Here is a 26,968-nt window from a genome sequence, read left to right as displayed (position 1 = left end):
TCAAACAGGTAGGCGGTCTGTGTGTTCAGACAGGACCGCCGCACTAAGTTCCTTAAATCAGCCCCAATGCCTTGAACACAAATCCATATTCGAGCGCTACGTCACGTAATCCCTGGTAACGACCGCTCATCCCGCCATGGCCGGCGCCCAGTTCGGTCTTGAGCAGCAGCAGGTTGTCGTCGGTCTTGGTGTCGCGCAGCTTGGCCACCCACTTGGCCGCTTCCCAGTACTGCACGCGGCTGTCGTTGTAGCCGGCAATCACCAGCAGGTGCGGGTAGGCTTGGGCGCTGACGTTTTCATACGGCGCATAGGCCTTGATACGCGCATACACCTCGGGTTCTTCGGGGTTGCCCCACTCGTCGTACTCGGTGATGGTCAACGGCAGCTCCGGGTCGAGCATGGTGTTGAGCACGTCGACGAACGGCACCTCGGCAATCGCCGCCTGGAACAGTTCCGGGCGCTGGTTGAGCACCGCACCGATCAGCAGGCCACCGGCACTGCCACCGCTGATGGCCAGTTGTTGGGAGGTGGTCAGGCCTTGGGCAATCAGGTGTTCGGCGCAGGCAATGAAGTCGCTGAAGGTGTTCTGCTTGTGTGCCTGCTTACCGTTGCGGTACCAGGCTTCACCCAGCTCGCCGCCGCCGCGCACATGCGCGGTGGCAAACGCCACGCCCCGGTCCAGCAGGCTCAGGCGCGCGTGGGAGAACCACGGGTCGAGGCTTGAACCGTAGGCACCATAGCCATACAGGTACAGCGGCGTTGGCTTGCCGAGGTGGTCGCGCTTGACCACCAGGCTGATCGGCACCTGGGTGCCATCGACCGACGTGGCCCACAGGCGCTGGCTGACGTAGTCGTCGGCGTTGAACACGCCGAGCACCGGCGTCTCCTTGAGCACCTGCTGCGCGCCGCTGGCCAGTTCGAGCTGGCGCACTTGGGCCGGGCGGTTCAGGGCCTCGTAGCGCAGGCGGATCTTGTTGCTGGCAAATTCCAGGCTGTTCTGTACGTAGAGGCTGTAGGCGGCGTCGGGCAATTCCACGCGATACGCCGATTTGCCCTCGGGGTGCACTTCGATCACCGGCAGGCCGCCGATGCGCAGGCTCAGAGTCATGGCGCTGGCATTCAGGCTGACGCCGTCGAGCATCACCTCGTCGCTGTGGGGAATCAGGTTCTGCCATTCGCTTTCGGTCGGCACGTCGCCAATGTCGGTCGCCACGAACAAGGCGTAGTTGATGCCATCACGGTTGCTGCGGATGAACCAGGTCCACGCGCCATTCAACTGGCCATGGTCGACATCGTATTCATGGTCCTCGACCCGTGGCGCCAGGCAGGTGAAGTCCAGGTGCGGCTGCTCGGCGTCCAGGGCCCAGATTTCGCTGGTGGTCTTGCTGCCCAGCGCGAGCAGCAATTGGCGCTCGGAGCTGGAGCGGTAGCAATGCAGGAAGAAACGTCCGTCCGGCTCATGGAACACTTCCTGCGCCGCCGTGCCATCCAGGCGATAGCGATACAGCTTGTGCGGGCGGTGGGTGTCGTCCAGTTCGCCGAAGAACAGGGTCAGGCTGTCATTGGCCCAGGTCATGCTGCCGTCGCAGTTTTCAAACTCCAGTTCGCTGACCTTGCCGGTGGCCAACTCCTTCACGTACAGGGTGAAGATTTCTTCACCGCTGGTGTCCAGGCTGTAGGCCAGGCGCTGATGGTCGGGGCTGATGCTGAACGCGCCCAGTGAAAAAAAGCCGCCATTGGCCAGCACGTTCGGGTCCAGCAGAAGTTCTTCGCTGCTGTCGTCCACCGTGTTGCTGTCGTCGGCGGGGCGGCGGCAGCGGTAGTGGCGGGCGTATTCGTCGCCGGCCGTGGTGCGCGTGTAGTAGAGGTACGGGCCCCAGGGGGAGGGCAGGGACAGGTCGGTCTCCAGGATGCGGCCCTTGATCTCTTCGAACAGGGTTTCGCGCAGGTCTTGCTGGTCGGCGAGCTGAGCCTCCTGCCAGGCATTTTCGGCCTTGAGGTAATCGAGGACGTCGCTGCTGTCACGCTCTTGGAGCCAGGCATACGGGTCTGGGCCTTCGGCCTTGCGGGCAATCGGGGCGAGCGATGTAGGCATGGATTATTCTCTATCTGGCGGAAGGTGGCCGGCATTGCAGCCGCGACACCGAAAAGCCGTTATCATAGCGGCCTGTTTGCCTACCTTGCCATGGACACCATGACCGAGAACGACTATCTGACCGCTTGGGGCCTTTACGCCTTCGCCGCTTTGGGCTGCCTGTTGGTGTGGTGGCGCATGACCCGCTGGATCTGGCGCTGGTTGCGCGAGCCGCTGCAATTGCTGATGGCGGTGCTGTTGTTCAGCCCGACCATCGTCGACCCGGTCAAGACCCAGTTTGCCCCGGCCGTGGCGATTACCGCCCTGGACCTGGTGCTCAAGGTCGGCAACAACGCCTGGCGGGCCATCTCCGACTTGTTCATGTACACGATGATCGCGTTTGGCGTGTACCTGGTGATTGTGTTGATCCGCTGGCCCATCGAACGCGCCGCCAAGGCCCGTCGTGAGCGCAAGGCCGCGGCTGACGCTGCCCTGGCCGCCGAGCCGCAGGAAGATGACGAACCTTTCCGTCGCCCGGCCCCGGTGAGCGGCATGCGGGTTGAACCGCGCCTTTAACGTTGCAGCGAGAGCCCTGGCATGTGTGAATTATTGGGCATGAGTGCCAACGTCCCCACCGATATCGTGTTCAGCTTCACCGGGCTGATGCAGCGCGGTGGGCGCACCGGCCCCCACCGGGATGGGTGGGGCATCGCGTTCTATGAAGGCCGTGGCCTGCGTTTGTTCCAGGACCCGGCCGCCAGCAGCGAGTCGGAAGTGGCACTGCTGGTGCAGCGTTACCCTATCAAGAGCGAAGTGGTGATTGGCCATATCCGCCAGGCCAACGTGGGCAAGGTGTGCCTGTCCAACACCCACCCGTTCGTGCGCGAACTGTGGGGCCGCAACTGGTGCTTTGCGCACAACGGCCAGTTGGCGGACTTCAACCCCCGCGCCACCTTCTACCGCCCGGTGGGCGATACCGACAGCGAAGCGGCGTTTTGCGACTTGCTCAACCGTGTCCGCGAGGCGTTTCCAGAGCCGGTGGACATCGAGCAGGTGCTGCCGGACCTGATCGCCGCCTGTTCCGAATACCGCAGCAAAGGTGTGTTCAACTGCCTGCTCAGCGACGGCGACTGGTTGTTCTGCTACTGCTCGACCAAGCTGGCGCAGATTACCCGGCGTGCACCGTTTGGTCCCGCGCGCTTGAAAGATGTCGACGTGATCGTCGATTTTCAGGCCGAAACCACCCCCAATGACGTGGTGACGGTGATTGCCACCGAACCTTTGACCGACAACGAAAACTGGACCCGCTACGAACCGGGCCAATGGAGCCTGTGGCGGCGCGGTGAATGCGTCAGCCAGGGCATCACCGAGTAAGGATATCGCCCATGTTGCTCAGCTATCTGCGGTTGGTGCTGTTTGCCATTGGTTTGTTGGTCGGCGTGCAAGTGCCGGGGTTTATCAATGACTACGCCAAGCGTGTCGAAGCCCACCTGATCGAGGCCCAGACCAACTTGCGCGGGTTTGATGCCACGGCGCAGCAGTTCTTCAACGGTGACTTGCAGGCCCTGGTGGCGCATTACCGGGCCAGCGATGACCCGGTGTTTCGCAGCGATGCCAACAGCCTGGGTTCGTTACTCGACCGCCAACTGGTGCTCGACAAGCAATTCCAGGCCATGCAAGGCCCGTGGTACATCCGCGCGTTGCAGGTGGCCGTGGCGGCCGACCCGGCTATCCGCCTGGAAACCTGGAACGGCTACAGCTATCAGATCCTGTTGACGCCAGAGGCCATGGGCTGGGGCCTGGGTGGGGCGATGCTGTTGTCGTTCGGCATCGAGTGCCTGTTCCGCCTGATCGACTGGGTGGTGTTGGGCGGCAAGCGCCTGCGCCAGAGCCGGCCGATCGAAGAGCGTGACCTGAAGGGATTGTAAGTACACCTCGGATCAAATGTGGGAGCTGGCTTGCCTGCGATGGCGGTGGGTCAGCTCTCACATTGACTGCTGATATCCGCTATCGCCGGCAAGCCGGGCTCCTACAGGGTTAATCGGGTTTTGCCAGTAGCATCCGCGCTGGGCCGACTTCTTCGGCATAGCGGGCGACGACCCTCTGGCACAGCCCGACAATCTCCTCCACCAACTCCACCCCCACGCGCCACGACACCACCACCTGCAAGTTCGGCAAACGTTGCTCCATCGGCAGCATCACCAATTCCCCTCGCGCCAGTTCCTCCATGACCAGCACCGGCGGGAGCGCGCCGATCCCGAAGCCATCACGCAACAACCGGGTAATCGCCGACACCGAATTCACACAGCTCATCCGGGGCGCGGCCACGCCGTTGGCCTGCATCAGGCTAAGCACGTCCTGATGCGGGTGGGAGTTTTTCGAGTAGGTGATGATGCGTTCCTGGGCCAGTTCGGCGAGGGACGCGTAGTCTCGGTGGTAGATCGATTGGCTGGCGACGATCCAGGCCATGGGGTGGCTGGCCAGCTCCAGGCTGCGCACGGTTTCGAGGCGCAGCAGGTCGGTCTGCAGGATCAGGTCAAGGAAGCCTTTTTGCAGCTGATCGCTGAGGTTGAGTGCGGTATCGGCGACGAGTTCGATTTCCACCAGGGGGAAATGGTCCATCAGTTCCGCCACCAACGGGCTGAGCCAGGTATGGATCACCGTGTCCATGACGCCGATCCGAATCCGCCCGACCTTGCTGCTGGTGGTCTCCAGGGACTGCTTGAGGCCCTGCATGGTCACCATCATCTGCTCGGCGTAATCGAGCACCTTCACGCCTTCCGGGGTCAGGCTCACGCCCCGCGAGTCGCGCAGAAACAGCTTCACCCCCAGTTCGCTTTCGAGCACGGCGATGCGGCTGGAAATCGACGCCTGGGTGGTGAACAGCTTCTCGGCGGTCAGGCGAAAACTCTTGAGCTTGGCCACCCAGACGAAGGTTTCGAGGAACTTCAAATTCATGGGATCAACTTTTCTTATGCATGGATCGGTTTTTATTAGTTGGACGCCGCACCGGGCAAACGCCAAAAATCGAGCCATTCCACGATAAGCGTCGTGGGGGTGTCAGGACAAGTTGCGAGTTCTGCGTAAAAAATCCCACACTACAAAAAATAAAGCCTACAGGAGCAACTACCGTGAGCCGTCTGCTTTTGAATTGCGACATCGGCGAAAGCTTTGGCAACTGGACCATGGGTCTGGACGCCGAGGTCATGCCGTTCATCGATTGCGCCAACGTGGCTTGCGGCTTCCATGCGGGCGACCCGAGCATCATGCGCAAGACCGTCAGCCTGGCGCTCAAGCACGGTGTGCAAGTAGGGGCGCATCCGGCGTACCAGGACCTGCAAGGCTTCGGTCGTCGCTCCATGGCCTACACCCCCCAGGAAATCCAGGACCTGCTGCACTACCAGATCGGCGCGCTCGACGGTATCTGCCTTGCCCAAGGTGGGCGCGTGAGCTACGTGAAACCCCACGGCGCAATGTACAACGACATGATGGCCAACCCGGCGCAATTGCGCGCGGTGATCCAGGCCGTGGCGGCCTATGGCGACCTGCCGCTGATGCTGCTGGCCACCCGCGACAACAGCGCGGCACAGGCCCTGGGCGACGAGTACGGCGTGACCCTGTGGTTCGAAGCGTTTGCCGACCGCGCCTATGACGCCAAGGGGCATTTGGTCTCGCGCCAGTTGCCCGGCGCCGTGCACCACGACGCCGACACCATCGTGCAGCAGGCCCTGACCCTGTCCCGAGGCGAAGCCCTGGTTGCCAGCGATGGCAGCGACCTGGCCCTGCAGGCCAACACGCTGTGTGTGCACGGCGACAACGCCAGCTCGATTGCCGCCGTGAAGCGTATCCGCGAGGCATTGAAGCCAGCATGAAGGCACGGATTGAAGTGGTGGCCATCGACTGCCTGATGGTGCGTCTGTTTGAGGTGATAGCCGAAGCCAACATGCCGTGGATGCTCGCCGCCACGGGGCGCCTGCGCGAAGGCTTTGGCGCGGCGCTGGTGGACCTGGTGCCGTCCTACACCACCCTGATGGTGCATTACGACCTCAGCGCGTTGAGCCCGGTCCAGGCACGGGGGCTGATTGACCAGGCGCTCGCGGACCTGCAACCGCAGGCCCAAGGTGGCGGCCAGTGCCACGTGTTGCCCGTGTGGTATGACCTGAGTGTCGGTCCCGAGTTGACCCTGCTCAGCCAGCGCAGCGGCCTGAGTATCGACGAGGTGATCCGTCGTCACAGTGCCCATGAATACCAGGTGTTCGCCCTTGGCTTTGCGCCGGGCTTTGCCTTCATGGGGCTGGTGGATGAAATCCTCGCCACCCCACGGCTCAATACCCCGCGCAAACGCGTGGCGGCGGGCAGCGTCGGCATCGCCGAACGGCAGACCGCCGCCTACCCGGTGGTGTCGCCGGGCGGCTGGAACCTGATCGGCCGCACACCAGCCAAGCTGTTCGACCGTGAGCGTGACGGCTACAGCCTGATGCAGCCCGGCGACACGGTGCGGTTCGAGGCGGTGGGTCGCGCCGAATTCATCAACCTGGGTGGCGATGCCACGCCGTTGGAGGCGCAGGCATGAGCCGCTTGATGATCGAGGCCAGCACGCCGCTGTGCCTGTTGCAGGACGCCGGCCGCTTTGGGGTACGCCATTTGGGCGTCACCCAGGGCGGCGCGCTGGATTGGGTGTCGATGTCCTGGGCCAACTGGCTGCTGGGCAATGCGTTGGATGCACCGGTGGTGGAAATCACCCTGGGTGGGTTCACCGTGCAGGCCGAGGGGTATTGCTTGCTGGCCCTGGCTGGGGCGGATTTGGGGGCCTACATCGACGAGCGTGCCATCAGCCCCGGACGCAGTTTTATCCTGCAAAAGGGTCAGCGTTTGCGCTTTACCCAGCCGTTCAGCGGCGCGCGGGCCTACTTGGCGGCGCCGGGCGGGTTTGACGCGCCGCAGGTGCTGGGCAGCAGCGCCACGGTTGTGCGCGAAGAGCTGGGCGGGGTGGATGGTTTTGGCAAGGCGCTGGCCGAAGGCGGGTACCTGGCGTATTCCGGGGTGGGCGGCGCGATGAAGGTGTTGGGCGACCACGCCTTGCCGGCCAAGGCGCCGCTGGACGTGATTGTCGGCGCACAGATCGGCCAGTTCAGCGGCCAGAGCCTGTTCGATGCCTTCAACACCGAGTGGGCCTTGGACAGCCGCGCCGACCGCATGGGCATGCGCCTGTTGGGCACGCCGTTGCAGTATCAGGGGCCGTCGTTGATTTCCGAAGGGATCCCGCTGGGGGCGATCCAGGTGCCCCCGGATGGGCAGCCGATCGTGTTGCTCAATGACCGGCAGACCATTGGCGGTTACCCACGCCTGGGGGCGTTGACGCCATTGTCGCTGGCACGGCTGGCGCAGTGTCTGCCGGGGGAGAAGGTACGGTTGGCGCCGATGGTGCAAGAGACGGCGCACCAGCAGCACATCGATTTCCTCCAGCGATTTTTGAACAGCTAAAAGCATCGCAGGCAAGCCAGCTCCCACAGGGGAGTGCATTCCAACTTTGAAATGCATTCCCCTGTGGGAGCTGGCTTGCCTGCGATAGCGTCAGTGAGCACACCGCCTATTTGGAAAGAAAGCGCATCCCTTCTTCCAGGCCCCGCAAGGTCAGCGGATACATCTGATCTTCAATCAACTCGCGCACAATTCCCGTCGACGCCGTGTAGCCCCAGGTGTCTTTCGGGTACGGGTTTATCCAGATCAGCTTCTTGTACTTGGCCATGAAGCGCTGCATCCACACATAACCCGGTTCTTCATTCCAGTGCTCTACGCTGCCGCCCGCCTGGGTGATCTCGTACGGTGCCATCGACGCATCGCCGATGAAGATCACTTTGTAGTCGGCGCCGTATTTATGCAGCAGGTCCTGGGTGGAGGTGCGTTCCGAGGTGCGCCGCTGATTGTTCTTCCACACCGATTCGTACACGAAGTTGTGGAAGTAGAAATACTCCAGGTGCTTGAACTCGGTCTTGCACGCCGAGAACAGCTCTTCGCAGATCTTCACGTGGGCGTCCATCGAGCCGCCGATATCAAACAGCAGCAACAGCTTGATGGTGTTGCGCCGCTCCGGGCGCATCTGGATGTTCAGTAAACCGGCATCGCGGGCGGTGTGGTCGATGGTGCCGTCGATGTCCAGCTCGTCGGCCGCCCCCTGGCGCGCGAACTTGCGCAGGCGACGCAGGGCGATCTTGATATTGCGCGTACCCAGTTCCACCCCGTCGTCGAGGTTCTTGTACTCGCGCTGGTCCCACACCTTCACCGCCTTGCCCTGGCGCTTGCCGGCGTCACCCACGCGAATGCCTTCGGGGTTGTAGCCCCCGGAGCCAAACGGGCTGGTGCCACCGGTGCCGATCCACTTGTTGCCGCCGGCGTGGCGTTCCTTCTGTTCTTCCAGGCGCTTCTTGAATTCTTCGATCAACTTGTCGAGGCCGCCGAGGGACTGGATCTGCGCGCGTTCTTCGTCGGTCAGCGAACGTTCGAATTCCTTGCGCAGCCAGTCTTCCGGGATCAGCGCCTGCAAGTGGTCGTCGAGCTTTTCCAGGCCGTTGAAATAGGCACCGAAGGCTCGGTCGAACTTGTCGAAATGCCGTTCGTCCTTCACCAGGATCGCCCGGGCCAAGTAATAAAACTCGTCCATGTCGGCGAAGGTCACGCGCATTTTCAGGGCGTTGATCAGGTCGAGCAGCTCGCGCACCGACACCGGCACCTTGGCGGCACGCATCTCATTGAACAGGTTGAGCAGCATCAGCGATTACCGCGACGGCTCATGAACGCCAGACGCTCCAGCAACTGCACGTCTTGCTCGTTCTTCACCAGGGCGCCGGCCAAGGGCGGGATCGCCTTGGTCGGGTCACGCTCGCGCAGCACGGCCTCGCCGATGTTGTCGGCCATCAGCAGCTTGAGCCAGTCCACCAGTTCGGAGGTGGAGGGCTTTTTCTTCAAGCCCGGCACTTTGCGTACGTCGAAGAACACGTCCAGCGCTTCGCTGACCAGGTCTTTCTTGATATCGGGGTAGTGCACATCCACGATCTTCTGCAGGGTGGTGCGGTCGGGGAAGGCGATGTAGTGGAAGAAGCAGCGGCGCAGGAAAGCGTCCGGCAGCTCTTTTTCGTTGTTGGAGGTAATGATGATGATCGGGCGTTTCTTGGCCTTGATGGTCTCGTCGATTTCGTAGACGTAGAACTCCATCTTGTCGAGTTCTTGCAGCAGGTCGTTGGGGAACTCGATGTCGGCCTTGTCGATTTCATCGATCAGCAGGATCACCCGCTCGTCGGACTCGAAAGCTTCCCAGAGCTTGCCCTTCTTCAGGTAGTTGCGCACGTCGTGCACTTTGTCCACGCCCAACTGCGAGTCGCGCAGGCGGCTGACCGCGTCGTACTCGTACAGGCCCTGGTGGGCCTTGGTGGTGGACTTGATGTGCCAGGTGATCAGCTTGGCGCCGAAGGACTCGGCCAATTGCTCGGCCAGCATGGTCTTGCCGGTGCCGGGCTCGCCCTTGACCAGCAGCGGCCGCTCCAGGGTGATGGCGGCGTTGACGGCCAGTTTCAGGTCATCGGTAGCCACATAGGCCTGGGTGCCTTCGAACTTCATCGGTGTTTCCTCGCATTCATCAATGCCCGGACTATACCGCGCAGCCCCGGCGACTGTGAACGCAGACGGGTTATTCAGTCTCTGAATGGCCGGTCACGCCACCCCAATTATTGTAGTGAGCGGGCTTGCCCCGCGCGGCGTCGCTCCAAACGCCCGGTTTCGCCAGCGAATGAGCGGTGTTTGGTCTGGCGTGGCGCGGGGCAAGCCCGCTCACTACAAATAATAGGGATGTCTTAGTCGGTGCTGGGCTTGGGCTGTTCGTAGCGTGCATTGAAGGCCTGGATAAAACCGTTACGCAAAATCGCCAAAAACGCAGAGAACGCGCTGACATTTTGCTGATGCACGTTGCCGCTGAGTTCCACGCGGGTGGCGAATTGGTTTTTGCTCTGGTTTTTCAGCACGGTTTCACTGGCGCCCACCACCGCCTCCCAGATCGAGCGGAAGATGTTCTTGTCTTTGTTTTCCACGTCCTGCTGCCAGTCGAACACTTCCACGTCGCGCAACAGCGGCTTGATATAGCCGGTCAGTTGGCCCTTTTCGGCCTGGGCTTCGATCACCACATCGCCGGTACCGGCCTTGAAGTCGAACTTGCCGTAGGCCGAGGCGAAGTCGTTCATGCGCTTGAGCTGCAGGTCCTTGGCGCGAAAGCGGAACTCGAAGTTTTCGAAATTGCTCAGCGGGTCAAAGGTGGCCGTGGCTTCCAGGGGCGCCTGGCCTTGCAGCAGGGCCTTGCCTTCGAAGCGGGCGTCGCGCTTACCTTTGACGTCGACCACGTTGGTCAGGTTATAGAAGCTGGCGTTAACCGCCGTGGCGTTGATGTTGACCGGTGGCTTGGAGCTGAAGTTACGAAAGGCGATCTTGCCGTCTTCGATGCGCACTTCGTCGAGGGTGATCGGCAGCAGCTTGCCCAGTTGCGCCCGCCAGTCGGTGCCCTTACCGGTCTGGGACGCCTGCTTGTTGGCGCCGCCATCGACGAAGTTCACCTCGGGGTTGATAAAACGCACCTTGGCGACCACCGCATGGTCATTGATCAGCGACGGCCAGCTAACCGCCAGGTCGATCAACGGCGCCTTGACGAACGGCACCGGTACTTTGCCATCGACCTTGGTAATCTCCAGGCCATTGATCTTGTAGGCGCCGCGCCACAGCGCCAGGTCCACGTCGGCCACGCGGCCACGGTAGTCGCCCATGTCGGCAAGCTTGTCATTCAAGTAGTTGCGCACCAGATAGGGCAGGGCGAGGTCCAGGGCGACCAGCACCACCACCAGCCCGGCGACGGTCCATAGCGGCCAGCTGTAGCGACGTTTCATCGGATGTTCTCCATGCAGGTAGGCGATGGACTGCCGGGAGGTGCGCAACGTTCCTCTGACTGGACGCGTTGCAGCACGAGGCATACCCTTGGGGCCTTCCTGAAACCGCCCAATAGGACCCGTCATGAGCCGCATCTTTGCAGACAACGCGCACTCCATCGGTAACACGCCCCTGGTGCAGATCAACCGGATCGCCCCGCGTGGCGTGACCATCCTGGCCAAGATCGAAGGACGCAACCCAGGCTACTCGGTGAAGTGCCGCATTGGCGCCAACATGATCTGGGACGCGGAAAGCACCGGCAAACTCAAGCCCGGCATGACCATTGTAGAACCGACCTCGGGCAACACCGGGATTGGCCTGGCGTTTGTCGCTGCCGCCCGTGGCTACAAATTGCTGCTGACCATGCCGGCGTCCATGAGCATCGAACGGCGCAAAGTGCTCAAGGCCCTGGGCGCCGAGCTGGTGCTGACCGAGCCGGCCAAGGGCATGCCCGGTGCCATCGCCAAAGCCGCAGAAATTGTTGCCAGCGACCCGGCCACCTATTTTATGCCGGGCCAATTCGAAAACCCGGCCAACCCGGCGATCCACGAGAAAACCACTGGTCCGGAAATCTGGAACGACACCGACGGCGCGGTCGACGTGCTGGTTGCCGGTGTGGGCACGGGCGGCACCATCACTGGCGTGTCGCGTTATATCAAGCACATTGCGGGCAAGCCGATTCTCTCGGTGGCGGTCGAGCCGATCGTGTCGCCGGTGATCACCCAGGCGCTGGCCGGTGAAGAGATCAAGCCCAGCCCCCACAAGATCCAGGGCATCGGCGCCGGTTTCGTGCCGAAAAACCTGGATTTGTCGATGGTCGACCGCGTGGAATTGGTCACCGATGACGAATCCAAGGCCATGGCCCTGCGCTTGATGCAGGAAGAGGGGATCCTGTGCGGTATCTCCTGCGGCGCGGCGATGGCCGTGGCGGTGCGCCTGGCCGAGAAGCCGGAAATGCAGGGCAAGACCATCGTGGTGGTGCTGCCGGACTCCGGCGAGCGCTACCTGTCGAGCATGCTGTTCAGCGATTTGTTTACCGATCAAGAAAACCAGGCTTGATGTATGTCAGCGCCAATACCTTAGGCCTTCTGCATACTGGCCCAACTGTTTATCATGGCCGGCTGCTACGTCTGCTGTTGGCCAGGCGCTTATTTTCAGGAGTTGCTGCATGACCTTTTCTTTGGCCGCCAAGCTGTCAGTGCTGGCGTTGTTTATCGGCAGCACGTTGTACGTGCACCTGCGCGGTAAGGCGCGTTTGCCGATGTTGCGCCAGTTCGTCAACCATTCGGCGCTGTTCGCCCCCTATAACGCCTTGATGTACCTGTTCTCGGCCGTGCCGTCCAAGCCCTACCTGGACCGCAGCAAATTCCCGGAACTGGATGTGCTCAAGGACAACTGGGAAGTGATCCGCGAAGAGGCCATGCACCTGTTCGACGAGGGTTACATCCGCGCGGCCGAGAAGAACAACGACGCCGGTTTCGGTTCCTTCTTCAAGAAGGGCTGGAAGCGCTTCTACCTCAAGTGGTACGACAAACCCCTGCCCTCGGCCGAGGCGCTGTGCCCGAAAACCGTGGCATTGGTCAGCAGCATTCCCAACGTGAAAGGCGCGATGTTCGCGCTGTTGCCGGGTGGCAGCCACCTCAACCCGCACCGTGACCCGTTCGCCGGTTCCCTGCGGTATCACCTGGGGCTGTCCACGCCAAACTCCGACGACTGCCGCATCTTCGTTGATGGCCAGGTCTACGCCTGGCGCGACGGTGAAGACGTGATGTTCGACGAAACCTACGTGCACTGGGTGAAAAACGAAACCGAACAGACCCGTGTGATCCTGTTCTGCGACATCGAACGCCCCCTGAGCAACCGCCTGATGACCCGCGTCAACCGTTGGGTCAGCCAGCAACTGGGCCGCGCCACCGCGCCGCAGAACCTGGACGACGAACGTGTCGGCGGGATCAACCAGGCCTATGCCTGGAGCAAGACCTTCAGCGACAAGTTCAGTGGTGGGGTCAAGCAGTGGAAGCGCAAACACCCCAAGGCCTACCGCATTGCGCGGCCGGTGCTGGCGGTGGTGGTGCTGGTGCTGCTGTGGAAGTGGCTGTTCGGCTAATTTGAAACACAATCAAAAAATGTGGGAGCGGGCTTGCTCGCGAAAGCGGAGTGTCAGTTGATACATACTTGACTGATCCACCGCATTCGCGAGCAAGCCCGCTCCCACATTTGGTTTTGCAGTGTTGCTTAGGAGGCGATTAGCTGGCGCAGCACATAGTGCAAGATCCCGCCCGACTTGAAGTACTCCACTTCATTGAGCGTATCGATCCGGCACAAGACCTCGACCTTCTCGCGGCTGCCATCCTCCCGCGTAATCACCAGCGTCAGGTTCATCCGCGGCGCGATCTCCACGTCGGTCAGCCCAAGGATGTCGATCTTCTCCTTGCCCGTCAGCTTGAGCGTTTTGCGGTTCTGATCCAGCTTGAACTGCAACGGCAACACGCCCATGCCCACCAGGTTGGAGCGGTGGATACGCTCGAAGCTCTCGGCGATCACCGCCTTGACCCCGAGCAGGTTGGTGCCCTTGGCCGCCCAGTCACGGCTGGAACCGGTGCCGTACTCTTGCCCTGCAACCACCACCAGCGGCGTGCCCGAGGCCTGGTATTTCATTGAGGCATCGTAGATCGCCATCTTCTCGCCGGTCGGGATGTACAGCGTATTGCCGCCTTCCTCACCGCCGAGCATTTCGTTGCGGATACGGATGTTGGCAAAGGTGCCGCGCATCATCACTTCATGGTTGCCCCGGCGTGAGCCGTAGGAGTTGAAGTCACGCGGTTCCACGCCTTGCTCGCGCAGGTAGCGCCCGGCCGGGCTGTCGGTCTTGATGTTGCCGGCGGGGGAGATGTGATCGGTGGTCACCGAGTCCCCCAGCAGGGCCAGTACATGGGCACCTTTGACGTCTTTGATTTCCGGCAGCGGCCCGGCAATGTCATCAAAGAACGGCGGATGCTGGATATAGGTGGAATCCTTCTGCCACACGTAAGTCGCCGCCTGCGGCACTTCAATGGCCTGCCATTGCTCGTCACCAGCAAACACCTCGGCGTATTCCTTGTGGAACATGCCGGTGCTGACCTGGGCCACGGCGTCGGCAATTTCCTTACTGCTTGGCCAGATGTCCTTGAGGTACACCGGCTTGCCGTCCTTGCCTTCGCCCAGCGGTTCGCTGCTGATGTCGATGCGCACCGTGCCGGCCAGCGCGTAGGCGACCACCAGCGGTGGCGAAGCCAGCCAGTTGGTTTTCACCAGCGGGTGCACGCGGCCTTCGAAGTTGCGGTTGCCGGAGAGTACCGAGGCCACCGCGAGGTCGGCCTTCTGGATGGCTTTTTCAATCGGTTCGGGCAACGGCCCGGAGTTGCCGATGCAGGTGGTGCAGCCATAGCCCACCAGGTCGAAACCGAGTTGATCGAGGTAGGGGGTCAGGCCTGCGGCCTTGTAGTAGTCGGTGACCACTTTGGAGCCGGGCGCCAACGAGGTTTTCACCCACGGCTTGCGGGTCAGGCCTTTTTCCACGGCCTTCTTCGCCACCAGCCCGGCCGCCATCATCACGCTGGGGTTCGACGTGTTGGTGCACGAGGTAATCGCCGCGATCACCACCGCGCCGTTTTTCAGGCGATAGGTGTGGCCGTCGTATTCATAGTCGGTTTCGCCCACCAGGTCGGCATTGCCGACGGCAACACCGCCACCGCCTTCACTTTCCAGGCGGCCTTCTTCCTTGCTGGCGGGTTTGAATTGCAGGTCGAGAAAGTCACTGAACGCCTGGCCCACATTCGGCAGCGCCACGCGGTCTTGCGGGCGCTTCGGCCCGGCCAGGCTGGCTTCGACGCTGCCCATGTCCAGGGCCAGGGTGTCGGTGAACACCGGTTCCTGGCCCGCGTTGCGCCACAGGCCCTGGGCCTTGGTGTAGGCCTCTACCAGTTGGACGGTTTCGGCAGGGCGGCCGGACAAGCGCAAGTAGTCCAGCGTCACTTCATCCACCGGGAAAAAGCCGCAGGTGGCGCCATATTCCGGGGCCATGTTGGCGATGGTGGCGCGGTCGGCCAACGGCAAATCGGCTAGGCCGTCGCCATAGAACTCGACGAATTTACCCACCACGCCTTTCTTGCGCAGCATCTGGGTGACGGTCAGCACCAGGTCGGTGGCGGTGATGCCTTCTTTCAGTTTGCCGGTGAGCTTGAAGCCGATCACTTCCGGGATCAGCATCGACACCGGCTGGCCGAGCATGGCCGCTTCCGCTTCGATACCGCCCACGCCCCAGCCCAGCACTCCCAGGCCGTTGATCATGGTGGTGTGGGAGTCGGTGCCTACCAAGGTGTCGGGGAAGGCGTAGGTGCGACCGTCTTCGTCCTTGGTCCACACGGTGCGGCCCAGGTATTCGAGGTTGACCTGGTGGCAGATGCCGGTGCCCGGTGGCACTACGCTGAAGTTGTCGAAGGCGCTCTGGCCCCAGCGCAGGAAGGCGTAGCGTTCACCGTTGCGCTGCATCTCGATGTCGACGTTCTGCTCGAAGGCGCTGGTACTGCCGAACTTGTCGACCATCACCGAGTGGTCGATCACCAGGTCCACGGGTGACAGCGGGTTGATGCGCTGCGGGTCGCCCCCGGCCTTGGCCACGGCGGCGCGCATGGCGGCCAGGTCGACCACGGCGGGCACGCCAGTAAAGTCTTGCATCAGCACGCGGGCAGGGCGGTATTGGATCTCGCGGTCGGACTGGCGCTCTTTGAGCCAGGCGGCGATGGCCTTGAGGTCGGCGCCGGTGACGGTTTTGTTGTCTTCCCAGCGCAGCAGGTTTTCCAGCAGAACCTTGAGGGACATCGGCAGCTTGTCCAGGTCACCCAGGCTCTTTGCGGCTTCGGGCAGGCTGAAGTAGTGGTAGGTTTTACTGTCTATTTGCAGGGTCTTAAGGGTTCTCAGGCTATCAAGCGATGACATGACACGACTCCTTATGGTCCGCACGGCTACGGACCTGACGGGACGAACAGAGCTATCAACTTAGCCCTGTTTTCATTAGCAGGCTAATAACTGGACTCTATCGTTGAGTCCAAGGTTCCGAAGTCCGTTATCATGCGCGGGTTTTCATGACAGGCATTGCGACAGCGCAAGGTCGGTTGATTCACTTGGAGAGTTGATGAACACCCTTTTTATGCACTGCCGCCCGGGTTTTGAAGGCGAAGTCTGTTCCGAAATCGCGGAGCACGCCGCGCGCCTGAACGTTTCCGGCTACGCCAAGGCCAAGACCGGCAGCGCCTGCGCCGAATTCGTCTGCACCGAAGAAGACGGCGCCCAGCGCCTGATGCACGGCCAGCGTTTTGCCGAGCTGATCTTTCCACGGCAATGGGCGCGCGGGGTGTTCATCGACCTGCCGGAAACCGACCGCATCAGCGTGATTCTTGCCCACCTGCGCGAATTCCCGGTGTGCGGCAGCCTGTGGCTGGAAATGGTCGACACCAACGACGGCAAAGAGCTGTCGAACTTCTGCAAGAAGTTCGAAGTGCACCTGCGCAAAGCCCTGCTCAACGCCGGCAAGCTGGTGGACGACCCGAGCAAGCCACGCCTGCTGCTGACCTTCAAGAGCGGCCGCGAAGTGTTCATGGGCCTGGCCGAGTCGAACAACTCGGCGATGTGGCCGATGGGCATCCCGCGCCTCAAATTCCCCCGTGAAGCGCCGAGCCGCTCGACCCTCAAGCTGGAAGAGGCCTGGCACCACTTCATCCCTCGCGACCAATGGGATGAGCGCTTGCACGGCGACATGACCGGCGTCGACCTAGGCGCCGCGCCGGGCGGTTGGACCTGGCAGCTGGTCAATCGCGGCATGCTGGTGACCGCCATCGACAACGGCCCCATGGCCGAAAGCCTGATGGACACCGGCCTGGTGCAGCACCTGATGGCCGACGGCTTCACCTTCGTGCCCAAGCAGCCAGTGGACTGGATGGTCTGCGATATCGTAGAGAAGCCGGCCCGTAACGCCGCGCTGCTGGAAACCTGGATCGGGGAAGGGCATTGCCGCGAAGCCGTGGTGAACCTGAAATTGCCGATGAAGCAGCGTTATGCCGAAGTGAAGCGCTTGTTGGAACGCATCGAAGAAGGCTTCAAGGCCCGCGGCATTCGTGTGGAGATTGGCTGCAAGCAGCTGTACCACGACCGTGAGGAAGTGACCTGCCATCTGCGTCGGCTTGAAAGTGCGAAGAAACCCAAAAAGCACTGATATCAAATGTGGGAGCGGGCTTGCCCGCGATAGCGGTATATAACAGTCGAAATTTATGTTGAATGTGCCCCTATCGCGGGCAAGCCCGCTCCCACAGAAGAGCGGGACTGTTTCAGGAGTGACTATGAGTATTGACCTACCCGTCGACGCCACCCTCGACGCCACCGGCCTCAACTGTCCGGAACCGGTGATGATGCTGCACCAGCACATCCGTGACCTGCCGCCAGGCGGCTTGCTCAAGGTGATCGCCACCGACCCGTCGACCCGCCGCGATATTCCCAAGTTTTGCGTGTTCCTGGACCACGAGCTGGTGGATCAGCAGGAGCAGGCGGGTACGTACCTGTACTGGATTCGCAAGAAGCTCGCCTGAACCTTGTAGGAGCCCGGCTTGCCGACGATGGCGATTTCAAAGACGCCATCGCCGGCAAGCCGGGCTCCTACAGGGAGCGGTAAGCGCTGATGAGGCGTCAGGCGTGCGCTGGCTCCAGGCGAATCCGCCGACGCGCGCTGCGTGCCAGGCGAATCACCAGCATCGCCGCTGCGCAGCTCAGGCCCACGATCAACCCCTGCCACAGGCCGCTCGGCCCGCTGGCGGCGCCCAGCCAATCGGTTAGGCCCAGGGCGTAACCCACCGGCAATCCCACGCCCCAGTACGCGAACAGCGTCAGCACCATGGTCACCCGTGTGTCCTGGTAGCCCCGCAGGGCGCCGGCAGCGGTCACCTGGATCGCGTCAGAGAACTGGAACAGCGCCGCAAACACAATCAGCATCGACGCCACGTGGATCACCAGCGGGTCCGGGGTGTAGATCGCCGCGATCTGCTCGCGAAACAGCAGCATCAGGCTGCATGACAGGCAGGCGTAGGTGAGCGCCGTGCCCATGCCGACCCCGGCTGCGAAGCGCGCTTGGCGCGGTTCGCCACGCCCGAGTGCCTGCCCGACGCGCACCGTGACGGCCATGCTCAGGGAGTAAGGGATCATGAACACCAGCGAGCTGAAGTTCAGTGCGATCTGGTGCCCGGCCACCACGTTGGCGCCCAGGCTGCCGATCAACAGTGCGATGACCGCAAAGATGCTCGACTCGGCAAAGACCGCAATGCCGATGGGCAGGCCAATGCTCAGCACACGCTTGATCACTGCCCATTGCGGCCAGTCGAAACGCTTGAACAGTTCACTGCTCTGGTAGGCCGGGGCCCAGCGGGTCCAGGCGGCCAGGCCGAGCATCATCACCCACATCACAATCGCCGTGGCCCAGCCACAGCCCACGCCACCCATGGCTGGCACGCCGAAGTGGCCGTAGATGAACACGTAGTTGAGCGGGATGTTCAGCGCCAACCCGCACAGGCCCATGACCATGCTTGGTCGCGTGCGGCCCAGGCCATCGCTGAAGCAGCGCAACACGTAATACAGGGCGATGGCCGGCATGCCGGACGCGATGCCATGCAGGTAAGCCATGCACGGCTTTATCAGCTCGGGGTCGACGTTCATGGCGTGCAGGATCGGTTCGGCGCTGATCAGCATCAACAACGCGGTCACCCCCACGACCAACGCCAGCCACAAGGATTGGCGCACCAACGGCCCGATCTCGTTGAACGTGCCCGCGCCGAAGCGCTGGGCGACCTTGGGCGTGGTGGCCAGCAAGGTGCCGGTCATCAGCAGGTAGACCGGAATCCAGATCGAGTTGCCCAGGGCCACCGCCGCCAGGTCACGCGGGCTCACGCGCCCGGCCATCACCGCATCCACAAAACCCATGGCCGTGGTCGCCAATTGGCCGATCATGATCGGCAGGGCCAGGGTCAGCAGGCTGCGCACCTCGCGGCTGACGCGGGCGGGGCGGGAGAGGGCGGTGGTGGCGATGTTCACGTACAGATGTCCAGTCAGAAGGAGCGCAAGGACCGCGAAGTCTACGCTTTGACGCACCGGTCAGGAAAAAACCTGTGTTAGGGATTTGTAAGCAAGCCCGCTTCCACACAAAGCTTCATGCGCCTGGCATCTGCGGTGTTACGCAGGTCGCATCCCTGTACACTGCGAGTCCGCGAAAGGAGCCTGCCATGTTGATTGTTGCCGACGAAAATATCCCGCTGCTCGATGCATTCTTCGAAGGGTTTGGCGAGATTCGCCGAGTGCCCGGCCGGTCCATCGACCGCGCCACGGTCGAGCAGGCCGACGTGCTGCTGGTGCGCTCGGTGACCAACGTCAACCGCGCCTTGCTGGACGGGACCCGCGTGCGTTTTGTCGGCACCTGCACCATCGGCACCGATCACCTGGACCTCGACTACTTCCAACAGGCTGGCATCCAGTGGTCCAGCGCCCCCGGCTGCAACGCGCGGGGTGTGGTGGACTATGTGCTGGGCAGCTTGCAGACCCTGGCAGAAATCGAGGGGGCCGACCTCAACACACGGACTTACGGGGTGGTCGGTGCCGGTGAAGTCGGCGGGCGTCTGGTCAAGGTGCTCAAGGGCCTGGGCTGGAACGTGCTCGTGTGTGACCCGCCGCGCCAGATCGCCGAAGACGGCGATTATGTGAGCCTGCAGCAGATCATCGAACAGTGCGACGTGATCAGCCTGCACACGCCTCTGACCAAGTCCGGCAACGGCTCCACCTGGCACCTGTTCGACCGCCAGCGCCTCAACGCACTCAAGCCCGGCACCTGGCTGATCAATGCCAGCCGGGGCCCGGTGGTGGATAACGCCGCCCTGCGAGAGGTGTTGCTGGAGCGCGAGGACCTGCAAGCGGTGCTGGACGTGTGGGAAGGCGAGCCTGAAGTGGACGTCGACCTGGCTGACCTGTGTGTGCTGGCCACGCCGCACATCGCCGGTTACAGCCTGGACGGCAAACAGCGCGGCACTGCACAGATTTATCAGGCGTTCTGTGCGCACCTGGGCCAGGAACCCAGCCTCCAACTGAGCGACTTGCTGCCGCCACCTTGGCTGGCCGAAGTGCACTTGAATGCCGCCACCGACCCAGCCTGGGCATTGGCCACCTTGTGCCGCAGCGTGTATGACCCGCGCCGGGATGATGCGGATTTCCGCCGCAGCCTTGTGGGTACCGTGGAAGAACAGCGCAAGGCGTTTGACCTGCTGCGCAAGCACTATCCGGAGCGCCGCGAGATCGACGGCTTGAAGGTGCGCATCAATGGGGAGTCCGCTGTGCTGTCGTCGATCGTCTCTGCCCTTGGCGCTGAATTGCTCTGACCAGCGCGCAATGCGCTCACTGTAGGAGCCGGCTTGCCGGCGATGGCGCGCTTACGGTTGCCATCGCCGACAAGCCGGCTCCTACAGGGGGCATAAAAAAACCGGCCACCAGGGCCGGTCTTGAAAGAGCTTGGGCACGTTAGCCTTGCTGGGCAGGCTTGACCAGTCGCTGTTCCAGCTCGCGGCATGCTTGCTGGATCATCTCTTCGGTAATCTGCACTTCCCGGCCTTGGGCGTCGATCACGGAGCAAGGCAACTGCTGCGGCTGGCGGATCACTTCAATCTTGGCATCGCTGCTATTTTGCAAGGTCATGGCCTGTCTCCTCATCAGGTTGTGTACCTACCTTAAAACCCCCGCGTGACCGAGCTGTTACAACTCCATACACAATCAGCGGTTCGAACACCCAGTCCACCAGAAACCGATACAAATTTCCAGACGGGCATTAGACCGATAGCCTCTAGGGGTCAGCATCGGCGGGCATAATTAACCTGACTCATTGTTATTTACTCAAGTTCCCCCAATGTAGGCTTACAGGTTCCTCATTGGTGATGCCCTCCATGTTCTCAGTCCGTCAACGTCGTGCGATTCGCCTGGCCAGCCGCTTCATTGCACCCTACCGCTGGCACGCCCTCGGTGCCCTGTTGGCGCTCATCGTGACGGCGGGTATTACCTTGTCCATGGGGCAGGGTATCCGTTTGTTGGTGGACCAGGGGTTCATGACCCAGTCGCCGCACTTGCTCAACCAGTCCATCGGGCTGTTCATGATCCTGGTGTTCGGCCTGGCCGTGGGCACGTTTGCGCGGTTCTATCTGGTGTCGTGGATCGGCGAGCGGGTGGTGGCGGATATCCGGCGGCAGGTGTTCAACCACCTCATCTACCTGCACCCGGGTTTCTATGAGAACAACCGCAGCTCGGAGATCCAGTCGCGATTGACCACCGACACCACCTTGCTGCAGTCGGTGATCGGGTCGTCGCTGTCGTTGTTCCTGCGCAATGGCTTGATGGTGCTGGGGGGCATCGTGCTGCTGTTCGTCACCAACCCCAAGCTCACCAGCATTGTGGTGGTGGCGCTACCGCTGGTGCTGGCGCCGATCCTGATCTTCGGCCGCCGTGTGCGCAGCCTGTCACGCCTGAGCCAGGACCGTATCGCCGATGTAGGCAGCTATGTGTCCGAGACCCTTGGCCAGATCAAGACCGTGCAGGCCTACAACCATCAGGTGCAGGACGAGCAACGTTTCGCCGTGACGGTGGAAGATGCGTTCAGCACCGCGCGCCAGCGCATCTTCCAGCGCGCCTGGTTGATCACCCTGGTGATCATGCTGGTGCTGGGGGCTGTGGGCGTGATGCTGTGGGTGGGCGGCATGGATGTCATCGGTGGGCGCATTTCTGCTGGCGAACTGGCCGCGTTCGTGTTCTACAGCTTGATCGTGGGGGCCTCCGTGGGCACTTTGAGTGAAGTACTCGGCGAGTTGCAGCGCGCAGCAGGCGCGGCGGAGCGAATCGGCGAGCTGTTGCAATCGAGCAACGAGATCACAGCCCCCGCCACCGGTACCGTGCCGCTGCCGGAGCGCGTCAGCGGCCGTATGGAACTGCAGGACCTGCGCTTTTCCTACCCGTCACGGCCGGACAGCTACGCGATCGACGGCTTGAACCTGACCATCAACCCAGGCGAAACCCTGGCGCTGGTAGGGCCGTCCGGGGCGGGTAAATCGACGATCTTCGACCTGCTGCTGCGTTTCTACGACCCCCAGCAGGGCCGTATCTTGCTGGAAGGCCAGCCGTTGACCGAGCTTGATCCGATGGACCTGCGCCGCCACTTTGCCCTGGTGTCCCAGAGCCCGGCGCTGTTTTATGGCAGCGTCGAGGAGAACATCCGCTACGGCAACCCGACGGCCACCCTGGAACAGGTGCAGGCAGCGGCGCGCATCGCCCACGCCCATGATTTCATCCTGCAAATGCCTGACGGCTACCAGACCCATCTGGGCGATGGCGGCATGGGCCTGTCCGGTGGTCAGCGCCAACGCCTGGCCATCGCCCGTGCGTTGCTGGTGGATGCGCCGATCCTGCTGCTGGATGAGGCGACCAGCGCCTTGGACGCTCAGAGTGAACACCTGATCCAGCAAGCGTTGCCGCAACTGATGCAAGGGCGCACCACGTTGGTGATTGCCCATCGCCTGGCGACGGTGAAGCACGCCGACCGGATTGCAGTGATGGACCAGGGCAAGCTGGTAGCGGTGGGCACGCATCAACAGTTGATTGCGAGCAACCCGTTGTATGCGCGGTTGGCGGCGTTGCAGTTCAGTGATGGAGTGGAAGAACACATCTCTCACTGATTGATCACCCATAAAAAATGCCCGCATCGTTCAATGCGGGCATTTTTGTGTCGGGGCTACGCCTTACTGATCGTCAAAATACCGCTCATGCCAATCCACCAACGGCTGCGGCGAATTGAGCTTCTGCCCGTAGATCACCGAATAAGACAGCACGTTCTGCACGTATTGGCGGGTTTCGTCGAACGGAATGCTCTCCACCCATACGTCGAAACTCAGGTGGTCGGCACCGCGCAGCCATTGGCGCACGCGGCCGGGGCCGGCGTTGTAGGCGGCGGAGGCGAGCACGCGGTTGCCGTTGAACTGGCTGTGCACCTGGCTGAGGTAGGCGGCGCCGAGCTGGATGTTCTTGTCCGGGTCGAGTACCTGAGCCGGGGAGGCCAGGGGGATGCTGAACTTGCGTGCGGTTTCCTTGGCGGTGCCGGGCATCAGTTGCATCAGGCCGCTGGCGCCTACGCCGGAGCGGGCGTCGTCCATGAAGGCGCTTTCCTGGCGGGTGATGGCAAATACCCAGCTGGAATGCAGGCCACGCACCTTGGCTTCACGCACCAGTGTGTCGCGGTGGGCCATCGGGAAACGAATGTCCAGGTCATCCCAGTACTGCGCCTGGCTGATGGTGCGGATCGCCGGGAAGTACCACTTCATGTCGTAGGCCAGCTTGGCCTGGGCGACCATCTCATCGCGGTTGAAGTGACGGCTGACGTGGTACCACTCACGGCGGCCATCCACTACTTGGCCACGGGCGTAGAACTCCAGGGCGCGACGTACGCCAGGGGTGTTGCGCACCTTGTTCATCAAGGCCTGGCTCATGACCAGCGGCTTGTTGGTCAGCTGGTACGGCGATTTGGAACGGTCGGCGGCGAGGAAGCCATAGAAGTCCCGTTCCTTGGCCACGTTTTTGTACAGCACCAGGGCCTGTGGGTTTTTCGGTTCGGCCAGTTCCAGGCTGCGGGCCTGCCAGTATCGCCAGCGGTTGGTGGTGGCCAGGTCCTGTGGGAGCTTGCGGGTCAACTGGTAGGCATCTTCCCAACGGGCCAGGCGCAAGAGCAGGCGCAGGCGCCATTCGGACACGGTGTTGTCACGCAGTTCCGGGTCGTACTGGGTCATCACGTCCAAGGCGCGGGGGTCATAGCGACGGGCCAGGGTCAGGCCGATTTCCCGGGCGATCGACACTTTTTCGTCACGGGAGAAGTGCATGCTGCTGGCGTAGCCGTCGAGCAGGGCCATGGCCTTGTCCGGGTCCTGGCGCGCCAGGCGGCGCAGGCCCAGGCCCACGGCGTCGGACATGGCCTCGTTGGCCGGCAGGAAACGCGACGGGTCGCCGAGCAGGTTGGGATTCTGCGCCACGTCCACCATCAGGCGGCCTTGGGCGCCGAGGGTCGGCAGGGTTTTCACCAGGCTGTTGGCCAGTGCGTAGTTGCGCGCTTCGGCAGCGAGCTTGGCGCGGTCCCAGATTTTCTGTTCGGTGAGCTGGCCATCAGCGGCCCATTGACCGAAGGTGGCGTCGCAGGCGGCCGGTTGGGATTTGCCGGTGAGCCAGAGTTTTTCGGTGTTTTTGTAGCCTTCGGCTTTCAAGTTGTGGGTGAGCTGGTACTGAGCGTGAAGGCAGTCCAGCTCGACGAAATTGAGCTTGGCGTCGTAGTACTTTTCAAAGGTCTGCCAATCGCCACGGTCGGATAACCAACGCAGCCAGCGCAGCTTCATCCAGTTGGCCTGGGGCAGGTCGCCGTTCTTGGCAAGGAATTGTTCGATTTCCTCGTTGCTCGCGGTTTTCAGGCGGGCAGTCAGCTCGTCGTAGGCCAGGTACGGCGTGAGCGGGTAGTCGGCCAAGGCGGCGCTGTATTGCATGTAGGGGCCGCTGTCGCCTTTGGCCAAAGCGCGTTTGGCTTCATCGTAATATTGACGTTGGGTGGTGAGGTCCACGGCCTGGGCGGATTGAACGGCGGTGGCGGAAAGAATCAGACAAGACAAAAAATTGAAAAGGCGACTGCGCATGAGACGTCCGTGCAGAGAAATCACGACTAGCACCGGCACCGCCGACACTGATTGCCCCTAGCTTAGCCTTTTGCCCGACGCGTGCGAAAGCTTTGCCGGCCGGTTCGTTCAGCTTGATGGGAAATGTCCTACAGAACATGTCGCCCATGAAAATGCTGGCCGCATCCCACCCTCAACTCAGGTAGAATGCGCGCCCAGTTTTTGGAGAAGCGTATGACCCTGCTCAAATTCAGCGATGTGTCCCTTGCTTTCGGCGCTATGCCGTTGTTGGACAAGGTGTCCTGGCAGATCGCCCGTGGTGAGCGGGTGTGCATCATCGGCCGCAACGGCACCGGCAAGTCCAGCATGATGAAGCTGGTCAAAGGCGACCAGAAGCCCGATGACGGCTCTGTGTGGCGCGCGCCGGGCCTCAAGATCGGCGAGTTGCCGCAAGAATTGCCGGTGGCCGACGGACGGACCGTGTTCGACGTGGTTGCCGAAGGCCTCGACGGTGTCGGCGCCTTGCTCGCCGAATACCATCACCTGGCGCAGCACTGCGTCACCGAGGAAGACCTGGACAAGCTGATGCACGTCCAGCAGGACCTCGAAGCCCGCGACGGCTGGCGCCTGCAGCAACTGGTGGACAGCACCCTGAGCCGCCTGCAACTGCCGGCCGACAAGACCCTCGCCGAGTTGTCCGGTGGCTGGCGCCGCCGTGTGCTGCTGGCCCAGGCCCTGGTGTCCGAGCCGGACCTGCTGCTGCTCGACGAACCGACCAACCACCTGGACATCGGCGCGATCGCCTGGTTGGAAGAAGCCCTCAAGGACTTCCAGGGCGCCGTGCTGTTCATCACGCATGACCGTTCCTTCCTGCAGAACCTGGCCACGCGCATCCTCGAACTGGATCGCGGCGGCTTGATCGACTGGAACGGCGACTACGCCAGCTTCCTGGTGCACAAAGAGGCCGCGCTGGCCGCTGAAGAAACCGCCAACGCGCTGTTCGACAAGAAACTGGCCCAGGAAGAAGTCTGGATCCGCCAGGGCATCAAGGCCCGTCGCACCCGTAACGAGGGCCGTGTACGTGCCTTGAAAGCCCTGCGGGTTGAGCGCAGCGAGCGCCGCGAGCGTACCGGCAAGGCGAATATCCAGCTGGATACCGCCGAGAAGTCGGGCAAGCAAGTGATGGTGCTGGAAAACGTCAGCTTCCATCACCCGGATGGCCCGTTCCTGATCAAGGACTTCTCCATGGTCCTGCAGCGCGGCGACCGCATCGGCTTGCTGGGCGCCAACGGCACCGGCAAGACCACCCTGCTCAAGCTGATGCTCAGTGGCCTGCAACCGACCAGCGGCAAGGTTGAGGAGGGCACCAAGATCGATGTGGCCTACTTCGACCAGTTGCGCCATCAACTGGACCTGGAAAAGACCGTGATCGACAACGTCGCCGAAGGCCGCGACTTCATCGACATCGACGGCCAGAGCCGCCACGTGCTCAGCTACCTAGGCGACTTCCTGTTCAGCCCGCAGCGTGCGCGCACGCCAGTGAAAGCCTTGTCCGGTGGCGAGCGTGCGCGCCTGTTGCTGGCCAAGTTGTTCAGCAAGCCGGCCAACCTGCTGGTCCTCGACGAACCGACCAACGACCTCGACGTGGAAACCCTTGAATTGCTGGAGGAGGTGCTGCTGACCTTCAACGGTACCGTGTTGATGGTGAGCCACGACCGGGCATTCCTCGACAACGTGGTGACCAGCACCCTGGTCTTCGAAGGTGAAGGCAAGGTGCGTGAATACGTGGGCGGTTATCAGGACTGGCTGCGCCAGGGTGGTTCGCCGCGCCTGTTGGGCGTCACCGAAAGCAAATCCGGCAAGGCCGATTTGAACTCGGCAGTGGTGGCTCCGGTGGCTGCTGCGCCGGCTCCGGTTGCAGAAGCCGCGCCGGCGGGCAAGAAAAAGCTCAGCTACAAGCTGCAGCGCGAGCTGGAAGCCTTGCCGGGTGATATCGACGCCAAGGAGCAGCAGATTGCTGCGGTAGAAGCCGAAATGGCTGACGCGGGTTTCTACCTGCGTCCTGCGGCGGAAACTGCCAAGGTGATTGCTTCCCTGGAGACGCTGAACCAGGAGTTGGAAGCGCTGGTGGAGCGTTGGGCTGAGCTGGATGCCTGATTGATTCCAGTGCATTAAAAAAGCC

At 62.2% G+C, this 26,968-nt stretch carries 22 protein-coding genes; 13 read left to right on the top strand and 9 right to left on the bottom strand.

Going from position 1 to position 26,968, the window contains the following annotated elements:
• Positions 1 to 52 precede the first annotated feature (52 nt).
• Positions 53 to 2,095, bottom strand: coding sequence for a S9 family peptidase (locus tag M2394_RS18580; protein ID WP_259173463.1), 2,043 nt, complete (start codon positions 2,093 to 2,095; stop codon positions 53 to 55).
• A 24-nt stretch (positions 2,096 to 2,119) separates the two neighbouring features.
• Between M2394_RS18580 and M2394_RS18575 the strand changes: the two genes are divergently transcribed.
• From M2394_RS18575 to M2394_RS18565, 3 genes are read left to right on the top strand one after another with little or no spacing between them, the layout of a single operon-like run.
• Positions 2,120 to 2,650, top strand: a complete 531-nt coding sequence (locus M2394_RS18575; RefSeq protein ID WP_259173462.1) for an MFS transporter — start codon at positions 2,120 to 2,122, stop codon at positions 2,648 to 2,650.
• 21 nt (positions 2,651 to 2,671) lie between these two features.
• Entirely contained in the window at positions 2,672 to 3,448 is a 777-nt protein-coding gene (locus M2394_RS18570; RefSeq protein WP_176995316.1) for a class II glutamine amidotransferase, read from the top strand.
• An 11-nt stretch (positions 3,449 to 3,459) separates the two neighbouring features.
• On the top strand, positions 3,460 to 4,002 hold the full coding sequence (locus M2394_RS18565) for a DUF2937 family protein (RefSeq protein WP_178921544.1): 543 nt from the start codon (positions 3,460 to 3,462) through the stop codon (positions 4,000 to 4,002).
• A gap of 109 nt (positions 4,003 to 4,111) precedes the next feature.
• On the opposite strand, the gene M2394_RS18560 is transcribed toward M2394_RS18565, so the two are convergent.
• Complete coding sequence (locus tag M2394_RS18560) at positions 4,112 to 5,032, bottom strand: LysR family transcriptional regulator (protein WP_259173461.1); 921 nt, start codon at positions 5,030 to 5,032, stop codon at positions 4,112 to 4,114.
• A 173-nt stretch (positions 5,033 to 5,205) separates the two neighbouring features.
• Between M2394_RS18560 and M2394_RS18555 the strand changes: the two genes are divergently transcribed.
• From M2394_RS18555 to M2394_RS18545, 3 genes are read left to right on the top strand one after another with little or no spacing between them, the layout of a single operon-like run.
• Positions 5,206 to 5,946 (top strand): 5-oxoprolinase subunit PxpA, encoded by a 741-nt coding sequence (locus tag M2394_RS18555; RefSeq protein WP_259173460.1) that lies wholly within the window; start codon positions 5,206 to 5,208, stop codon positions 5,944 to 5,946.
• Complete coding sequence (locus tag M2394_RS18550; protein ID WP_259173459.1) at positions 5,943 to 6,647, top strand: allophanate hydrolase subunit 1; 705 nt, start codon at positions 5,943 to 5,945, stop codon at positions 6,645 to 6,647. The genes M2394_RS18555 and M2394_RS18550 overlap by 4 nt, the downstream gene beginning before the upstream one ends.
• Positions 6,644 to 7,558, top strand: a complete 915-nt coding sequence (locus M2394_RS18545; RefSeq protein WP_259173458.1) for a biotin-dependent carboxyltransferase family protein — start codon at positions 6,644 to 6,646, stop codon at positions 7,556 to 7,558. Before M2394_RS18550 ends, M2394_RS18545 begins: the two co-directional genes overlap by 4 nt.
• Before the next feature lie 106 nt (positions 7,559 to 7,664).
• On the opposite strand, the gene M2394_RS18540 is transcribed toward M2394_RS18545, so the two are convergent.
• From M2394_RS18540 to M2394_RS18530, 3 genes are all read right to left on the bottom strand, one after another.
• Positions 7,665 to 8,843: a VWA domain-containing protein gene (locus M2394_RS18540; protein ID WP_176995322.1), complete on the bottom strand. Its 1,179-nt coding sequence runs from the start codon at positions 8,841 to 8,843 to the stop codon at positions 7,665 to 7,667.
• Positions 8,843 to 9,688 (bottom strand): MoxR family ATPase, encoded by an 846-nt coding sequence (locus tag M2394_RS18535; protein ID WP_034112447.1) that lies wholly within the window; start codon positions 9,686 to 9,688, stop codon positions 8,843 to 8,845. Before M2394_RS18535 ends, M2394_RS18540 begins: the two co-directional genes overlap by 1 nt.
• 233 nt (positions 9,689 to 9,921) lie before the next feature.
• Positions 9,922 to 10,998, bottom strand: coding sequence for a DUF748 domain-containing protein (locus M2394_RS18530; RefSeq protein WP_178921533.1), 1,077 nt, complete (start codon positions 10,996 to 10,998; stop codon positions 9,922 to 9,924).
• 124 nt (positions 10,999 to 11,122) lie between these two features.
• On the opposite strand from M2394_RS18530, the gene cysK reads away from it, so the two are divergent.
• The gene (cysK, locus tag M2394_RS18525) at positions 11,123 to 12,097 is read left to right on the top strand and encodes a cysteine synthase A (RefSeq protein ID WP_259173456.1); all 975 of its coding nucleotides are present in this window, start codon (positions 11,123 to 11,125) and stop codon (positions 12,095 to 12,097) included.
• A 109-nt stretch (positions 12,098 to 12,206) separates the two neighbouring features.
• Positions 12,207 to 13,145, top strand: coding sequence for an aspartyl/asparaginyl beta-hydroxylase domain-containing protein (locus M2394_RS18520; protein WP_259173455.1), 939 nt, complete (start codon positions 12,207 to 12,209; stop codon positions 13,143 to 13,145).
• 128 nt (positions 13,146 to 13,273) lie between these two features.
• Here the strand turns inward: M2394_RS18520 and acnA are convergent, their stop codons facing one another.
• Entirely contained in the window at positions 13,274 to 16,015 is a 2,742-nt protein-coding gene (gene acnA / locus M2394_RS18515) for an aconitate hydratase AcnA (RefSeq protein WP_259173454.1), read from the bottom strand.
• A 196-nt stretch (positions 16,016 to 16,211) separates the two neighbouring features.
• Here acnA and rlmM point away from each other — a divergent pair, with 196 nt between their 5' ends.
• On the top strand, positions 16,212 to 17,288 hold the full coding sequence (gene rlmM, locus M2394_RS18510) for a 23S rRNA (cytidine(2498)-2'-O)-methyltransferase RlmM (protein ID WP_178921525.1): 1,077 nt from the start codon (positions 16,212 to 16,214) through the stop codon (positions 17,286 to 17,288).
• Between the two features lie 124 nt (positions 17,289 to 17,412).
• Positions 17,413 to 17,658, top strand: coding sequence for a sulfurtransferase TusA (tusA, locus tag M2394_RS18505; RefSeq protein WP_218647059.1), 246 nt, complete (start codon positions 17,413 to 17,415; stop codon positions 17,656 to 17,658).
• A gap of 97 nt (positions 17,659 to 17,755) precedes the next feature.
• Here tusA and M2394_RS18500 read toward each other — a convergent pair whose 3' ends face one another.
• Complete coding sequence (locus tag M2394_RS18500) at positions 17,756 to 19,150, bottom strand: MATE family efflux transporter (protein WP_259173453.1); 1,395 nt, start codon at positions 19,148 to 19,150, stop codon at positions 17,756 to 17,758.
• A 188-nt stretch (positions 19,151 to 19,338) separates the two neighbouring features.
• On the opposite strand from M2394_RS18500, the gene pdxB reads away from it, so the two are divergent.
• Entirely contained in the window at positions 19,339 to 20,481 is a 1,143-nt protein-coding gene (gene pdxB / locus M2394_RS18495) for a 4-phosphoerythronate dehydrogenase PdxB (protein WP_259173451.1), read from the top strand.
• Positions 20,482 to 20,620: 139 nt separating this feature from the next.
• On the opposite strand, the gene M2394_RS18490 is transcribed toward pdxB, so the two are convergent.
• Positions 20,621 to 20,794, bottom strand: coding sequence for a PA1571 family protein (locus M2394_RS18490; protein ID WP_053136589.1), 174 nt, complete (start codon positions 20,792 to 20,794; stop codon positions 20,621 to 20,623).
• A gap of 236 nt (positions 20,795 to 21,030) precedes the next feature.
• On the opposite strand from M2394_RS18490, the gene M2394_RS18485 reads away from it, so the two are divergent.
• Complete coding sequence (locus tag M2394_RS18485; RefSeq protein ID WP_259173449.1) at positions 21,031 to 22,815, top strand: ABC transporter transmembrane domain-containing protein; 1,785 nt, start codon at positions 21,031 to 21,033, stop codon at positions 22,813 to 22,815.
• A 63-nt stretch (positions 22,816 to 22,878) separates the two neighbouring features.
• Here the strand turns inward: M2394_RS18485 and M2394_RS18480 are convergent, their stop codons facing one another.
• Positions 22,879 to 24,807, bottom strand: a complete 1,929-nt coding sequence (locus M2394_RS18480) for a transglycosylase SLT domain-containing protein (RefSeq protein WP_259173448.1) — start codon at positions 24,805 to 24,807, stop codon at positions 22,879 to 22,881.
• A 213-nt stretch (positions 24,808 to 25,020) separates the two neighbouring features.
• Between M2394_RS18480 and M2394_RS18475 the strand changes: the two genes are divergently transcribed.
• Positions 25,021 to 26,943: an ATP-binding cassette domain-containing protein gene (locus M2394_RS18475; RefSeq protein ID WP_178921514.1), complete on the top strand. Its 1,923-nt coding sequence runs from the start codon at positions 25,021 to 25,023 to the stop codon at positions 26,941 to 26,943.
• Positions 26,944 to 26,968: the final 25 nt, after the last annotated feature.

The organism is Pseudomonas sp. BIGb0164 (genome assembly GCF_024810135.1).
Lineage (GTDB): Bacteria > Pseudomonadota > Gammaproteobacteria > Pseudomonadales > Pseudomonadaceae > Aquipseudomonas.
This window is presented reverse-complemented; position numbering and strand designations above follow the sequence as displayed.

Bases quoted from the DNA above. Each gene is read 5' to 3' on its own strand.
- M2394_RS18580 (WP_259173463.1), bottom strand. From the start codon at position 2,095: ATGCCTACATCGCTCGCCCCGATTGCCCGCAAGGCCGAAGGCCCAGAC.
- M2394_RS18570 (WP_176995316.1), top strand. From the start codon at position 2,672: ATGTGTGAATTATTGGGCATGAGTGCCAACGTCCCCACCGATATCGTG.
- M2394_RS18565 (WP_178921544.1), top strand. From the start codon at position 3,460: ATGTTGCTCAGCTATCTGCGGTTGGTGCTGTTTGCCATTGGTTTGTTG.
- M2394_RS18560 (WP_259173461.1), bottom strand. From the start codon at position 5,032: ATGAATTTGAAGTTCCTCGAAACCTTCGTCTGGGTGGCCAAGCTCAAG.
- M2394_RS18550 (WP_259173459.1), top strand. From the start codon at position 5,943: ATGAAGGCACGGATTGAAGTGGTGGCCATCGACTGCCTGATGGTGCGT.
- M2394_RS18545 (WP_259173458.1), top strand. From the start codon at position 6,644: ATGAGCCGCTTGATGATCGAGGCCAGCACGCCGCTGTGCCTGTTGCAG.
- M2394_RS18540 (WP_176995322.1), bottom strand. From the start codon at position 8,843: ATGCTGCTCAACCTGTTCAATGAGATGCGTGCCGCCAAGGTGCCGGTG.
- M2394_RS18535 (WP_034112447.1), bottom strand. From the start codon at position 9,688: ATGAAGTTCGAAGGCACCCAGGCCTATGTGGCTACCGATGACCTGAAA.
- M2394_RS18530 (WP_178921533.1), bottom strand. From the start codon at position 10,998: ATGAAACGTCGCTACAGCTGGCCGCTATGGACCGTCGCCGGGCTGGTG.
- cysK (WP_259173456.1), top strand. From the start codon at position 11,123: ATGAGCCGCATCTTTGCAGACAACGCGCACTCCATCGGTAACACGCCC.
- M2394_RS18520 (WP_259173455.1), top strand. From the start codon at position 12,207: ATGACCTTTTCTTTGGCCGCCAAGCTGTCAGTGCTGGCGTTGTTTATC.
- acnA (WP_259173454.1), bottom strand. From the start codon at position 16,015: ATGTCATCGCTTGATAGCCTGAGAACCCTTAAGACCCTGCAAATAGAC.
- rlmM (WP_178921525.1), top strand. From the start codon at position 16,212: ATGAACACCCTTTTTATGCACTGCCGCCCGGGTTTTGAAGGCGAAGTC.
- tusA (WP_218647059.1), top strand. From the start codon at position 17,413: ATGAGTATTGACCTACCCGTCGACGCCACCCTCGACGCCACCGGCCTC.
- pdxB (WP_259173451.1), top strand. From the start codon at position 19,339: ATGTTGATTGTTGCCGACGAAAATATCCCGCTGCTCGATGCATTCTTC.
- M2394_RS18490 (WP_053136589.1), bottom strand. From the start codon at position 20,794: ATGACCTTGCAAAATAGCAGCGATGCCAAGATTGAAGTGATCCGCCAG.
- M2394_RS18485 (WP_259173449.1), top strand. From the start codon at position 21,031: ATGCCCTCCATGTTCTCAGTCCGTCAACGTCGTGCGATTCGCCTGGCC.
- M2394_RS18480 (WP_259173448.1), bottom strand. From the start codon at position 24,807: ATGCGCAGTCGCCTTTTCAATTTTTTGTCTTGTCTGATTCTTTCCGCC.
- M2394_RS18475 (WP_178921514.1), top strand. From the start codon at position 25,021: ATGACCCTGCTCAAATTCAGCGATGTGTCCCTTGCTTTCGGCGCTATG.